The following is a 13,083-nucleotide window of genomic DNA, read 5'->3' on the forward strand; positions in this document are numbered from 1 at the left end:
TGGCGAGGCCGGAAAGACACCCGAGCGGGCGAGCCGGGTGCCGAGTCAGGCTGGGGATCCGCCGTCGGGCGTCACTCCCCCGGCACGTCCCGTTCGAGGGCGTCGAGCCAGGCACGGCTGGAGACGTCTGCCGGGGCGCGCCAGTCCCCACGCGGCGAGAGTGAGCCGCCGGCCAGCACCTTCGGCCCGTTCGGCACGGCCGAGCGCTTGAACTGGTTGGCGAAGAACCGCTTGTGGAACACCGTGAGCCAGTGTTTGATCTCGGCACGGGTGAAGGCGCGTTTGTCGTCGGCCGCGAAACCGGCCGGCCAGTCCCCCGCCTCTGCGTCGCCCCAGGTCTGGTGGGCGAGGTAGGCGATCTTGCCGGGCCCATAGCCGCGGCGCAGCAGGTGGTACAGCGTGAAGTCGTGCAGGGCGTAGGGGCCGATGGAGTCCTCGGTGGACTGCGCCTTCTCCCCCTCCTGATGGGGGATCAGCTCGGGTGTGATCTCGGTGTCCAGCACTGCCTGCAGCACATCGACGGTGTCCTCATCGAACAGCCCTTCCGCGATCACCCAGCGGATCAGATGCTGGATGAGGGTCTTGGGCACACCGGAATTCACCGTGTAGTGGCTCATCTGGTCGCCCACGCCGTAGGTGCACCAGCCCAGCGCCAGCTCGGAGAGGTCGCCGGTGCCCACCACGATGCCGCCGTGATGGTTGGCCAGGCGGAACAGATAGTCGTATCGCATGCCGGCCTGGACATTCTCGAAGGTGACGTCGTAGACGGGTTCGCCGTCACCCGCGGGGTGCCCCATGTCCCTGAGCATCTGGGTGCAGGCAGGGCGGATGTCGATCGTTTCGAAGGAACAGCCGAGCGCCTCGGCGAGCTTCTGCGCGTTGGACCGGGTGTGCTCGGTGGTGGCGAATCCCGGCATCGTGTACGCGAGGATCTCGGAACGGTCACGGCCCAGCAGGTCCATGGCGCGAGCGCACACGATCAGGGCATGTGTGGAATCAAGGCCGCCAGAGACGCCGATGACGGGCTTGGTGCCGCCACGCTGTCCGCCGCCGATGGCGCGCAGACGCTGCACAAGGCCTGCCACCTGGATGTTGTACGCCTCGTAGCAGTCCTGGGCCAGGCGCGCCGGGTCTGCGGGCACGAAGGGGAAGCGAGCCAGCGGCCGACGCAGCGGGCCCGTGGCCGGGGCGGGCAGGCCGCCGCCCTCCCCGCTGCACCCGGTGCGGTAGGCAACAGCAGGAGTGTCGCGGGCGACAGCGGGAGCGTCGGGGGTGCCACCCGAGTCGGCGGAGTCCTTCCCATCACGGTCGCCGACAGCATCTCCGACAAGCGCGGCCTCCGGCGACGGTGCGGCATCGTGGAGCCAGGGTTCCCCGCAGTCCTCCACTCCGTGCAGCAGGATGCCCTGCTCCGTCTTCCACTGCTCGACGGCCTCAGCGTGCGTACGGCGGTTGTCGTCGAAACTGCCCTGCCGCAGGCGCTCGCCTGCGATCCGATCGAGGTCCACGTCCACGATGGTGGCGGTCACGCCGGGGGCGAAGCGCTCGGACTCGCCGAGCAGGTCGCCGCATTCGTACACGAAGGTCTGGCCGTCCCAGGCGAGGTCGGTGGTGGACTCGCCCTCGCCGGCCGCGGCGTAGAGGTAGGCGGCGACGCAGCGGGCGGAGGCGGAGCGGGCCAGGAGCTTGCGGTCCTCAGCGCGGCCGACGGTGATCGGGGAGCCGGAGAGGTTCGCGATAACGGTGGCACCGGCGAGCGCAGCCTCAGCCGACGGTGGGATCGGCACCCACATGTCCTCGCACACCTCGATGCCGATGACAAGGCCCGGCACATCCTCCACGTCGATCAGGCCGTGAGGGCGCACCGGGGTGTCCCCGTCGCGGAGATGCACCGTCGCCCAGTCCTCGCAGGCGTCGTCGCCGGGGGCGTACCAGCGGCGCTCGTAGAACTCGCGATAGTTGGCCAGGTTCTTCTTCGGCACGATCGCGATGACCTCGCCGCGGTGGATCGCGACCGCGCAGTTCATCAGCCGCGAGCGGACCTGCAACGGGGCGCCGACGACGACGACCGGCATCAGCTCGCGGCTCGCCTCACGCAGGGTCTCAATCGCGTCGAGCACAGCCTCCAGCAGGGGGGTCTGCAGCACGAGGTCATCCAGGGAGTAGCCGGTGAGGCTGAGTTCCGGGAAGACGGCGAGAGCCACCTGCTGATCGTGCAGGTCACGCAGGGCCTCAAGGTGGCGCGTCGCGTTCTCGGCCGGGTCGGCGAGAGCGACGGGCAACGTCACCGCGGCGACGCGGGCGAAGCCATGGTCGTAGACCGATGCGTGCGGGTCGCGGATCTCGGGCTGCCCTGCCTGGCCGGGTGCGGCAGCGCGTGCGGTGGCATCTGCGTCAGCGGTGCTCATGGGCCTGAGCCTAGCTGCGGCAGGTCCTCCCCAGTGCGACGTCATCCACAACCTGTCGACGGGGCTCCCGGATTGATCTACGATTGAATCACTTTCCTGCAAGTGATTCAGGGGGTGTGATCATTGATCCGGAGGTCACCGTGTCCACTGCGTCAATCCTGACCAACGCCTGCCAAGAAGCAGGAATCTCACAGCGCCAGCTCGCCAGCCGCACCGGTATCTCGCAGTCCACGCTCAGCCGCCTAATGTCGGGGGAGCGATCAGCGAAGCTGACCGAACTCGTTCTGCTCGCCGATGCGCTCGGCTGCCCTCTGAGCACACTGACGGGCAACGGCGCAGAGAGCCGGGTGGTGTGCACCGCACGATCCACCGACGGCGCCGACATGACGACAATGCGCCGCCGTCTCGTCCAGTTCGTGGACCTCGATGCCGACCTCGCCGACCAGGGGTTCCTTGCGTGACTGCGAGCCGGAACGAGCATGAAGCTCGGCAGTGCGCTGAAGCCTTCCGAGCGGAGAACAACCTCGGCACCCAGCCAATCAGAGATCTCATCAGCCTGATCGAACGCGCAACCGGTCACGACGTCGCGGTTCTCAACGCAGGAGAGAACGAGCATGGGCTGACCGTTCGCGATCCCCAACGAGACGTCACCTTCATCGGCGTCGCCACCACGCCTCACCCGATGCGGCAGCGCAGCACACTTGCGCACGAACTCGCGCATGTCCTCTTCGGCGACGCCGAACTTGCCGTTGGCAAGCGACCGGCCGCCGAGATTCGGGCTGATGCCTTCGCCCGACACCTCCTGGTGCCGCAGGAGGGAGTCATGACACTTCTTGGCGAGCGTACGGATGTCACAACTGCGGAATTGTCGGAGGTGGTGCAGACCTACCTCGTTTCTCCGCGGATCGCCGCCATCGCGCTCAGGGATGCAGGCTTCGTCAGCCCTCAGACATATTCGGAGTGGGCCACGCTGAGCACCCGCTCTCTTGCCACACGCTTCGGATGGTCCGACCAGTACTCGGCATTGGCTGCGGAATCACAGTGCACTCGCGCCCCGCGTCGCCTCCTTGCACGTGCCATCGACGGGTACATCGCTGGGGTCGTCGATGCGCAGAAGATCGCCATGCTCCGCGGGGTGCCGGTCGCCACCGTCCGTGCCGACTTTCAGGCGGCCGGTATCACCGCTCGCCGAGCCGATCCGACGGACCTCCCCGCCGATGCACTTCCACCGGTCGAGGTGGATCTCAGCGAGCTCGACGAAGGCGATGACACGACGTGAGCTCCCGGCCAATCCTCGATGCGGGGCCAGGGCTGAACTTCCTTGCCTTACACAAGGAGCGCTTGCTGTTCAGCGCCGTCGGCCCCTTGTCTGCGCCCGCATGCGTCGAGGAGGAGATCCTGCGCAAGGCTCAGGCAGATTCTCGTTTCGAGGCAGCCGACCGGGTCTGGCGCAAACTGCCTGAACACCTCATGTCGGTTCTCCCCGATGATCCGACGCTGGAGCTCGAGCGTGCGGTGGAGCGAATCTCTAGTCTGCCGCTCGATGAGCGCTATCAGCGGCGCCGGGACCTCGGCGAAACCATGGTGGTCGCCCATGCAGCTGTCGCTGCCGACCGCGGTGTGCGAATGATCGTTCTCATCGACGACCAGTGGGGGCGCCGCCTCGCAGCCGCCGAGCAGGGACGACTCGAGCGACTGCGCTCGCATGGTCGTCCCGTGGGCCGTATCGACCTCATCAGCACGACGACAGTCTTGGAGCGCGCGGCAGGGAGTGTTCACCTTCCTGACCGGGCGAGCCTACGGGCCCTCTATCAGCGGCTCCGGACGCTTGATGACGGGCTTCTGCCGCTGCAGACGACGGGATTGCTCGATCTCCCCGCCTGGAACCGTCGTTAACCGCGCAGGTCGTCGCTGAGCTCACCGATTCCCGCCCCACCGACACGTTCCCGAGCACCCGGACAGCACCCAGGCCGCATGGCAGAGTATGGCTATGTCTCTCGCACCGGCACCGGTCGCCGCATCCGAGGGGCCACGTGGGGGTGTGGATCCGATGGGGATCCGCGTGGAGAACGTGTGGCGGTCCTTCGGGGCCGTGCTCGCGGTGCAGGACCTGTCCTTCACCGCACCACGTGGCTCCGTCACCGCCCTGGTCGGCCCCAATGGCTGCGGCAAGTCCACGCTCATGCTCATGCTCGCCTCACTGCTCGCACCTGACAGCGGTCGCGTGCTCATCAACGGAGTGGATCCCGCCCAGAACTCCCCCGCGGTCCGCGCGCAGGTGGGCTGGATGCCCGACCAGTTCGGCGCCTGGGACTCGCTGCGTGTGGCCGAGGTCCTGCAGGTCACCGGGCAGGCGTACTTCGTGCCCACCGCACAGGTGAACCAACGGGTGGAGGAGCTGTTGGCGCAGATGGACCTGGTGCCGCTCGCACAGCAGCCCGCGCATGTGCTTTCCCGCGGCCAGAAGCAGCGGCTCGGGCTCGCCCGCACCCTCGTGCATCGGCCACAGGTGCTGATCCTCGATGAGCCCGCCTCCGGCCTGGATCCGGCTTCACGCAAGCGGCTCCTGCATGTCGTGCGGGAGCAGGCCGCGGCCGGTGCCACCGTGCTGATCTCGAGCCACATCCTGTCCGAACTGGAAGAGATGGCCGACCATGTCGTGTTCATGGACGCCGGTCGCGCCGTGGACATCGCCTCCATCCGTGAGCTGGCCTCCCGCCCGAGGCCCTGGCGGATCGCGTCGCTGGATCGCGACGCCCTGCAACGGGCCCTTACTCAGCTGAAGGTGCAGCACAGCCCCGTCGGCGATCCGTCGGCTTCCACGAGCGGTCACGCAGAGACCACGGTGGTGCTGCCCGACGAGGCGACTGCCGCCCGGCTGCTCGCCGACCTTACGGCTCAGCAGGCGCAGGTGGTGTCCTTCGGCCCGGCCACGGGCCGACTTGAAGCGGCGTACCTCGCCTCGGCCGCCGCCCACCGGGAAGGAGCGCTGTGATGAATGGTGCACTGAGTCTGCGCCCGCGCGGCATCTGGCTGGTGATGTCCCTTGAGCTGCGGCAGCGGATCCGCTCCAAGCGCTGGTACATCGCACTTGGCGTGTGGACGGTGATCCTCGCAGGGATGGGCGCGATCGTGCTCGCGGCAGCTTCCATGGTGGCCACTGATGTCGGCTCGGTCCGCGTCACCGCCGCGGCCATGTTCAGCCTGCTGGCGATCATGGTGCTGATGGCGATGCTGGTGGTGCTGCCGGCGCTGTCCGCCGGCGCGATCAACGGGGACCGCACTGCTGGCACGCTCGCCACGCTCCAGGCCACATTGCTCAGCCCGCTGGAGATCGTGCTCGGAAAGCTGCTCGCCGGATGGATGACGGGCCTGGCCTTCCTGGCGCTCGCGCTGCCGTCACTCCTGCCCACGGCGCTGCTGGGTGGGATCAGCCCGTTCTACCTGCTGCGTGTGCTCGCGATGATCGCGGCTCTTGCACTGTGCGTGACAGCGATCGGTTTGGGTCTTTCCGCTGTCACGAACCGTCAGCTGGGCTCCGTGGTGCTCACGTATGTGCTGGTCGCGGTGGTGACCGGGATGCTGCCGGCGGTGTGGCTGTCCAGTGCGGCATTCCTGCAGCAGGAAAAGGAAGTGACGATCTGGACCGAGGAGTACGATCACCGCGCCGACGTCACGGAAACAGGGTGGGCGCCGCGTTTCTGCATGAAACAGCGCGAAACGCGCACGGTGATTCGTCTCGACGTGTCGCAGCCGCTGATCTGGGGAAACCCTGTGGTGATGCTCGCGGATGTCTCTCCTCAGCTCAGCGAGGCCTCCACCACGGGGCAGATGGCTGATGATCCACCCGACCTGCTGCGGCTGCTGAGTTTCGGGGTTCGGTATGCCACCTCTCCGATGCACCCGTCGAACTTCAATTACTGCGCCGACGACACCCCCGGTGCACCCCGGGATCTGGGCGAACCGAGCAGTATTCCGCGGTGGCCGCTGGGTCTGATGATGTGGGTGAGCGCCGGTGGCGGCGCCTTCGCCACCGCCGTGTGGCGGCTGTCCGTGCCGATCAAGCGTTTGGGCAAGGGCACCCGTATCGCCTGATCGTCCGCGTCAGCGCAGCGGCCGACCGGCCGGGCGCACCGGCCGACGGCGTCGTTCGTGCCCGCGGCGCGTCGGGCTCCGCGTCAGCGTTCCTGCAGGCCGCGCACGGTGTCCGGAATCGAGGTGCGGTCCTGTTCGGGGCTGGCCTGGAACGGCGAGTCGTCAGCCCCGAAGTCCGGAAGGATGCCTCGGGCGACGTCGGCCTCGCGCACATCGGTGTCCTTCGCGCCGGGCAGCGACTCGTCCAGCCACAGTTTCTCGCCAGCGGCCGCGTCGAGGTCGAACAGCTCCAGCTCGTGATCACCTGCTTGGGCGCGCAGCCGGGTGCGCAGCGCAGCCCGCACGGCCGGGTCCTGCCCGCGCTGTGTGCGCGTGCCGATATCGGGTGTCACCAGGGCTGGCGTGGTCTCACGCCGCATGTACCAGCCGGGTGGCCCATACAGCACGGTGCGCAGATCAGAGCGCATCGCGTGCACGGCGGCGCCGGCCAGCAGCGGCGCCATGATCAGCACAGCCACAAACACGCCGGTCCACAGCAGCGCAGTGGAGTGCCCCACCAGGGTGGTCAGCAGCGCATGCCCGAGCACCACCGCGATGCAGGCACCGGCCACGAGTCCACCGGTCCACGCCACGGCCGATGCCTCCCACCGGTTCACGCGCGCACGGTGCTCCCACTGGGCGTATGGCCGCTGATCGATCACGCCCTCGCGGGACGTTCCAGCCAGCTGCACCGCGAGCGCCGGCGCGAATGCCACGGCGACTGCGAGCACGAGCAGCGCGGGGATGCCGAGCAGCAGCATCCAACTATCCAGCGGCTGACCGCGCACCTGCAGCAGGTCCTCCTCGAGCATGCCGGAGAACACCTGCGTGACGTCGACCATCGCGAAGATGGCCCAGCCGATGCTGGCCATGGCAGGCAGCACCCACACCAGTGCGCGGGCACTGATCAGGCGCAGCGCCCGCCACGCCCCGGCAGGCCTCGCCGCGGCACGAGCCTGCGGTGTGCCGGGGTTCGGCGGCAGGTGCCGACGGTCCTGGGCAAGCAGCGCGGCAGCAGCGCGGTGACGTTTCTCCAGGTCAGGGTCGATGCGGGCGGTGCGCTCGAGTGAGTCAGCCGACGGGATCTGCAGGATTCGATCGGCTCGCATCCACGCACGAATCCCAACGAAGGCGCCTTGCACAGCGAGCACCGCGGCGCAGAGCATCGACAACGGTCCCGGCGAGAAGGACTGCCATTGCAGCGGAGCGCCGACGGCGATCGCGAGCAGCAGCAGCGTGATCGTGAGGATCACAGGTGCGATCAGCACCCAGGTGACGCGGGAGGACACAGCCTGCTGGAAGGCTCGTTCGGACAGGAAGTCCCGTGGGTTCAGTCCCGCGATCCAGCGGGCTGCCAGCGGCAGCAGGGCGAGGCTCACGGCCGTAGCGCCGGCAGGCAGCAACAGCGCGGTAATCCACAGCCCGTTCGTAGAAAAGCCGAGGGCGGTGAAGGTGTAGCGGAAGAAGCTCGGATCGGCCAGTGAGGCGAGCGCCGCCAGGAACCACATCGTCGGGGAGGCACCCAGGACGTACATCAGGAAGAGCAGTGCCCACAGAGAGATGAGGATCGCGGCTGGCACAGCGCTGAGGCGCAGCAGGCGCCTCGTGAGTGCGCGCACGGATTCGGCGAGGATCTCCGCTGGCGGCACCAGGCCTGGGTCTTCGGGTTCGACGCGGGGCGGAGGTGGCAGGTTCAGCAGCGGCGGCATGGGCCGATACGAGTCCAGCGCACCACCCCCAACCGGCGGGCCCGGCCGCTGGGTGGTGTCAATACCCGGCGAGCCTGGCCGATGGGTGGTGTCCATGCCCGGCGGGCCAGGCCGCTGGGTGGCGTCGGGCCAGGTCACAGCGCCCTGCGCCCCAGGAAGGCGCGGCCGAGCGTCATTTCGTCGGCGTAGTCGAGGTCACCGCCCACCGGCAGCCCGGAGGCGAGACGGGTGACGGTCAGCTCCATCGGGGCGAGCATGCGTGAAAGGTATGCAGCGGTGGCCTCGCCTTCGATGTTGGGGTCGGTGGCGATGATGACCTCGGTGGTCTCCCCGCTCCCGAGGCGTTTCATCAGCTCGGCGATGCGCAGGTCGTTCGGGCCCACCCCGCCAATCGGGTCGATGGCGCCGCCGAGCACGTGGTAGCGGCCCTTGAACTCGCGGATCCGCTCGATGGCGACGATGTCCTTCGACTCCTCCACCACGCACAGCACCTCGTCGGTGCGGCGGGGGTCCGCGCAGATGCGGCACTTCTCCTCCGCGGAGACGTTCCCGCAGATCTCGCAGAACCGCACGGTGTCCTTCACCTGCACCAGCACCTCGGCCAGCCGACGCACTGCGGCATCATCGGCGTCTAGCAAGTGGAAGGCGATGCGCTGCGCGGACTTCGGGCCGATGCCGGGCAGCTTGCCGAGCTCGTCGATCAGGTCCTGCACAATCCCCTCATACACGGGCATCACTGTAATAGTGTGGTCTGACGATCGACGCAGGGGGTGTCGACAGCGACGTTGCTGTAGCGGGCTGATTGCGCACGTCTGAACGGTGCTGACAGCGCGCGGATGCAGCAGGATTGTGGAGGGGTGGCCATGCTGATTGTTCTGGGACTCGTTCTGCTGGGGCTCGGCGTGTGGATGCTGCTGAATCCCCAGGGCTTCCGTCGAGCCGCGACGTTCGAGAACAAGCATCCTGAGGCACATGAGCTCTCCACCGCCGGAGTGGTCATGTACCGCATCCAGGGCGTGATCGCACTGCTGCTCGGGATCGTATCCCTCACCTCGCCGCTGTGGCTGCCGTCATGACCAGGCGCTGAGAGAGCTCCATCCATAACAGGAGGCGCACATGCAGCAGAACTCCGGAGTCACGGCCATCATGATCGTCGGCAGCCTCCTGGCGCTCGGACTCGGCCTGTGGATGCTGCTGAACCCTCGCAGCTACCGACGCGCCGAGACGATCGAGTACAAGCACCCAGAGGCGCATGAGCTCTCCAGCACCGGCGAGAGCATGTACCGATTGATGGGCCTATCCCTGGTGCTCATCGCGGTCGTCGGCTTCACCACACCGGCGTGGCTGCTGCGCGACCACCGGGCAGAAAAGGAAGCGGCCACAGCCTCCGCGTCTGCCGCGGCGGAGTCGGCACGAGCCGAGCGTCACGAGAAGCTTGGTTATGCGGCGTGGGGTCTGGAGGACACCGAGTACGTCTACCGCGCTGAGTATCCGGCGATCACGCGTGTCAAGGACCCGGCGCAGTTCGAAGAGGGCCTGCCCGATCAGCCTGATGCGCAGCTGGACACCCTCTCGTGGGCGCCGGTGGATGTGGCCAGCGAGCAACCGGCCATCCTGTGGGACCCCGACACTGACGACACCCCGGGCGCTATGGCCTGGTCCCCCGATGTGGACGAGAACCCTTTCACGCCACCGAGCCACGACGCGATCGTTGTGGCTGTGCCCGCCACGAAGTGCAACCTTGAGCTGCAGGTTCTCGAGCAGGATGACGCCGTGACGATCCAGAGCGTTGGCCGGCCCATTGCGGAGCATTGGCCGTGTTCGCAGCCGGAGACCGCGGTGCTGCTGGCTGTGGTCACGCTGAATGAGCCGCTCGGGGACCGCCGGGTGGTGACTCCCGACGGCGCTGAGGTGCCGAAGGCGATAACCTGATCTGACCGCCGCGACCCGAGGAGAACCCATGGTCAAGCTGCCCGCTTCCCTGCTCGACGCCACCCGCACCCGCGTGGTGGAGGGGCTCGAAGGCCGAGCCGATACCGAGCTCGCCCACGAGATCGCCAACCGGGTGATCGCGTATCTGCGCAACACGTCGGAGACCACCGTGAGCGTGGAGGAGGACGGCACCACCTTCGTGATCACCGGTGACATCCCCGCCATGTGGCTGCGGGACTCCGCCGCGCAGCTCGCCCCGCTGCTGCGCCTGGTGGTCGCCGGTGTGGGCAGCGATGCGGACCGTGCCGAGCTTGTGCAGCTGCTCGCTGGTCTGCTGCGCCGCCACTGGATGTACATCGAGATCGACCCGTACGCCAACGCGTTCAACCGCTCCCCCGATGCCGCCCGCTGGGATCAGGACACCACCGAATTCGACAACCCGTGGGCGTGGGAGCGGAAGTTCGAACTGGATTCGCTCTCCTACGGCCCGGACCTCGCGTGGCGGCTGTGGCGCGCCACCGGCGACACCTCCTGGGCCGACGAGCGCTTCGTGCCCGCCGCCAAAGCAATCCTGCGCACCGTCCGCACCGAACAGCATCACGAAAAGCTTTCCGACTACACGTTCCAGCGCGAGAACTGCCCCGAGACCGACACTCTGGAGCGGCAGGGCAAGGGCTCGCGCACAGTGCCGACGGGTCTGGTGTGGGCCGGGTTCCGCCCCTCCGACGACCGCTGCGAGCTGGGATTCAACATTCCCGGCAACCATTTCCTCGCGCTCGCCCTGGACCGGCTGGGCGACCTGCTGGCGGAGGTCGCCCAGGAGGCCGACCTCGCCGCGGAGGCGCGCCTGGTGGCGCAGGAGATCCGTGCAGCGCTGGGCGAGCACGGCCTGATCGACGGTCCCAACGGCACACGGATCTGGGCGTACGAGGTGGACGGTCTGGGCGGCTCCGTGTTCATGGACGACGCGAACGTGCCGAGCCTGTTGTCGCTTCCATACCTGGAATGCGCCGACCGTGAGGATGCGACCTACCAGGCAACCCGCGCCGCCGTACTGTCCGAAACGAACCCGTTCTACTTCGCCGGCGAGCATCTGGCGGGTGTGGGCTCACCGCACACCCCACCGGAGTACGTGTGGCCGATCGCGAAGAACATCGAGGGCCTCACCAGCGGTGACCCGGAGGTGCAGCGGGAGATCCTCGCGCAGCTGATCGCTACTGACGGCGGCACCGGCATGATGCATGAGGGCGTGCACGTGAACGACCCGACGCAGTTCACCCGCGAGTGGTTCTCCTGGTCGAACTCGATGTTCTGCGAGCTCGCCCTGGATCTCGCTGGCGTGGCGCGCTGACTGAGCCTCACCGCGTACACGTGAGGGCGACGACGCCCGGGCATCCGCACACGGCGTGACGGCCCGGGCGTCAGCGTGCGGGCAGAGGCCTCGCGGCGTGAGCGTCAGGGCGTGAGCGTCAGGGCGCCAGCGTCCAGGCGGCGTCGATCGCACCGGTGATCAGGAGTTTCTCGCCGGGCTCGGCGTAGAACCGGGTCGTGCGCGGCGTGCTCTGCGCGGGCAGGATCTCCAGGATGCTTGCGTCCACGAAGAGCGTCGCGGCGCCGCCCTCGTGGTGTGCGACGGTGCGCCGTGCCCCCGTGGCCGGGTCGATCAGCTCGACATGCACGGGCCCGGTGGCGTGTGCCTCAAGCCGGGCAGGAGTGTCCACCTGCAGGCCGACGGGGGCATCTGGGGTGCTCGCATCGCGACCGTCGGTGTCTCGGTGCCCTGCCGCGTCGAGATGCAGCGCGTTCTCGTCGGCGTCTCGGCGCCCTGCCATGTCAGGTTGCGGTGAGATGTCGTGCTGCAGGGCGATCTCCTCGGCGCGCAGTGCTGCCAGTTCCCGCACGGGAAGCGCCCACAGCCGCCCGTCGGCCTCCCGCAGTTCCCGCGGGAACGTGAGGCAACCGGCCCAGCCCTGCGCGTCGGTCTGTTCCTGGGTGCGGTCGCGGCCCTCCCAGGACCAGCCCCACAGCAGGATGCGGTCACCCTCGGTGTCGACCACGGCCTGCGGGGCGTAGAAGTCGGGTCCCGCATCGACGCGTCCACCGCCGTCGGGCTGGAACTGTGGGGCGCCGTCGGGGCCGGTGGCGAGGCTGCCGCTGAGGTAGGCGACCTCGGTGGTGGAGCGGGCCACGATCTCGGGGCGGAACCACAGGGAGACGAGCAGGAACCAGCGCTCCCCCACGGGCACCAGCTGAGGGCATTCCCAGATCTCGGCACGGGCATGTTCGGCCGCCACAGGATCCGCGCCGGTGAGCAGGGGACGCACGTACTCCCAGAAGCCCAGGTCATCGCAGGAGTACAGCAGCACAGCGGGGGTGACGTTGTCGCCGTCGCGCAGGCCAGCGCCCTGCAGCGCCCAGCGTCTGCCCTCGTGATGGAACACGAACGGGTCGCGGATCCCCACCAGCGACAGATCCTGCGGGACCGGGACAAGCACCTCCGGCGCAGCTGCGGGACCGGACAGGTCTGGATGCAGCGGGACACGCACCACCTGGGAGAAGTCATTGTGCTCGCCATCGACAGCGGAGTACACGGTGGTAGGCGTGAGGGTGCCGTCGACGCCCCGGTCCAGAACGCCGACGCCGCTCCAGCAGCCGCCATGGTCCGGCCCCTGCTCGGTGGGCACGGGCCCGAGCGGCGCGCTCTCCCAATGGGCCAGATCGGAGGAGACCATGTGGCCCCAGTGGATGCGGTGGTGCCGGGCCGAGTACGGGTTGTACTGGAAGTACACGTGCCACTGGCCGTCGACGTGCATGATCCCGTTGGGGTCGTTGATCCAGCCGCGCGGGTGAACGCGGTGCAGGGTCGGGAAGTGCGAGTCGAGGGTGGTCATCTCACGCCT

General features: G+C 68.2%; 12 protein-coding genes. 8 read left to right on the forward strand and 4 right to left on the reverse strand.

Going from position 1 to position 13,083, the window contains the following annotated elements; translation table 11 throughout:
• Window positions 1-71: 71 nt before the first annotated feature.
• A complete protein-coding gene (locus C8271_RS13405; RefSeq protein WP_106507721.1) occupies window positions 72-2,408 on the reverse strand; it encodes an NAD(+) synthase in 2,337 nt (778 codons plus the stop codon).
• A gap of 140 nt (window positions 2,409-2,548) precedes the next feature.
• On the opposite strand from C8271_RS13405, the gene C8271_RS13410 reads away from it, so the two are divergent.
• From C8271_RS13410 to C8271_RS13430, 5 genes are all read left to right on the forward strand, one after another.
• Window positions 2,549-2,869, forward strand: a complete 321-nt coding sequence (locus C8271_RS13410; RefSeq protein WP_106508092.1) for a helix-turn-helix domain-containing protein — start codon at window positions 2,549-2,551, stop codon at window positions 2,867-2,869.
• Complete coding sequence (locus C8271_RS13415) at window positions 2,866-3,687, forward strand: ImmA/IrrE family metallo-endopeptidase (protein ID WP_106507722.1); 822 nt, start codon at window positions 2,866-2,868, stop codon at window positions 3,685-3,687. The genes C8271_RS13410 and C8271_RS13415 overlap by 4 nt, the downstream gene beginning before the upstream one ends.
• Window positions 3,684-4,304, forward strand: coding sequence for a PIN domain-containing protein (locus tag C8271_RS13420; RefSeq protein ID WP_106507723.1), 621 nt, complete (start codon window positions 3,684-3,686; stop codon window positions 4,302-4,304). Before C8271_RS13415 ends, C8271_RS13420 begins: the two co-directional genes overlap by 4 nt.
• Window positions 4,305-4,398: 94 nt before the next feature.
• Window positions 4,399-5,403, forward strand: a complete 1,005-nt coding sequence (locus C8271_RS13425; RefSeq protein ID WP_245921150.1) for an ABC transporter ATP-binding protein — start codon at window positions 4,399-4,401, stop codon at window positions 5,401-5,403.
• Complete coding sequence (locus tag C8271_RS13430) at window positions 5,403-6,503, forward strand: ABC transporter permease (RefSeq protein ID WP_106507725.1); 1,101 nt, start codon at window positions 5,403-5,405, stop codon at window positions 6,501-6,503. The genes C8271_RS13425 and C8271_RS13430 overlap by 1 nt, the downstream gene beginning before the upstream one ends.
• Window positions 6,504-6,586: 83 nt before the next feature.
• On the opposite strand, the gene C8271_RS13435 is transcribed toward C8271_RS13430, so the two are convergent.
• Both C8271_RS13435 and recR read right to left on the reverse strand, forming a co-directional pair.
• Window positions 6,587-8,251: a hypothetical protein gene (locus tag C8271_RS13435; protein WP_106507726.1), complete on the reverse strand. Its 1,665-nt coding sequence runs from the start codon at window positions 8,249-8,251 to the stop codon at window positions 6,587-6,589.
• A 134-nt stretch (window positions 8,252-8,385) separates the two neighbouring features.
• A complete protein-coding gene (gene recR, locus C8271_RS13440; protein ID WP_106508093.1) occupies window positions 8,386-8,979 on the reverse strand; it encodes a recombination mediator RecR in 594 nt (197 codons plus the stop codon).
• A 135-nt stretch (window positions 8,980-9,114) separates the two neighbouring features.
• Here recR and C8271_RS13445 point away from each other — a divergent pair, with 135 nt between their 5' ends.
• From C8271_RS13445 to C8271_RS13455, 3 genes are read left to right on the forward strand one after another with little or no spacing between them, the layout of a single operon-like run.
• Window positions 9,115-9,327, forward strand: a complete 213-nt coding sequence (locus C8271_RS13445; protein WP_138774586.1) for a DUF6199 family natural product biosynthesis protein — start codon at window positions 9,115-9,117, stop codon at window positions 9,325-9,327.
• A 40-nt stretch (window positions 9,328-9,367) separates the two neighbouring features.
• Window positions 9,368-10,183 carry a DUF6199 family natural product biosynthesis protein gene (locus C8271_RS13450; RefSeq protein WP_106507728.1) on the forward strand — a complete coding sequence of 272 codons (816 nt, stop codon included), beginning with the start codon at window positions 9,368-9,370 and terminating at the stop codon, window positions 10,181-10,183.
• Between the two features lie 28 nt (window positions 10,184-10,211).
• The gene (locus C8271_RS13455) at window positions 10,212-11,534 is read left to right on the forward strand and encodes a glycoside hydrolase family 125 protein (RefSeq protein WP_106507729.1); all 1,323 of its coding nucleotides are present in this window, start codon (window positions 10,212-10,214) and stop codon (window positions 11,532-11,534) included.
• A gap of 118 nt (window positions 11,535-11,652) precedes the next feature.
• Here the strand turns inward: C8271_RS13455 and C8271_RS13460 are convergent, their stop codons facing one another.
• Window positions 11,653-13,074, reverse strand: a complete 1,422-nt coding sequence (locus C8271_RS13460; protein WP_106507730.1) for a glycoside hydrolase family 32 protein — start codon at window positions 13,072-13,074, stop codon at window positions 11,653-11,655.
• Window positions 13,075-13,083 lie beyond the last annotated feature (9 nt).

This window comes from Brachybacterium timonense (assembly GCF_900258505.1).
GTDB lineage: Bacteria > Actinomycetota > Actinomycetes > Actinomycetales > Dermabacteraceae > Brachybacterium > Brachybacterium timonense.

Bases quoted from the DNA above. Each gene is read 5' to 3' on its own strand.
- C8271_RS13405 (WP_106507721.1), bottom strand. From the start codon at position 2,408: ATGAGCACCGCTGACGCAGATGCCACCGCACGCGCTGCCGCACCCGGC.
- C8271_RS13425 (WP_245921150.1), top strand. From the start codon at position 4,399: ATGTCTCTCGCACCGGCACCGGTCGCCGCATCCGAGGGGCCACGTGGG.
- C8271_RS13450 (WP_106507728.1), top strand. From the start codon at position 9,368: ATGCAGCAGAACTCCGGAGTCACGGCCATCATGATCGTCGGCAGCCTC.
- C8271_RS13435 (WP_106507726.1), bottom strand. From the start codon at position 8,251: ATGCCGCCGCTGCTGAACCTGCCACCTCCGCCCCGCGTCGAACCCGAA.
- C8271_RS13460 (WP_106507730.1), bottom strand. From the start codon at position 13,074: ATGACCACCCTCGACTCGCACTTCCCGACCCTGCACCGCGTTCACCCG.
- C8271_RS13455 (WP_106507729.1), top strand. From the start codon at position 10,212: ATGGTCAAGCTGCCCGCTTCCCTGCTCGACGCCACCCGCACCCGCGTG.
- C8271_RS13445 (WP_138774586.1), top strand. From the start codon at position 9,115: ATGCTGATTGTTCTGGGACTCGTTCTGCTGGGGCTCGGCGTGTGGATG.
- C8271_RS13430 (WP_106507725.1), top strand. From the start codon at position 5,403: ATGAATGGTGCACTGAGTCTGCGCCCGCGCGGCATCTGGCTGGTGATG.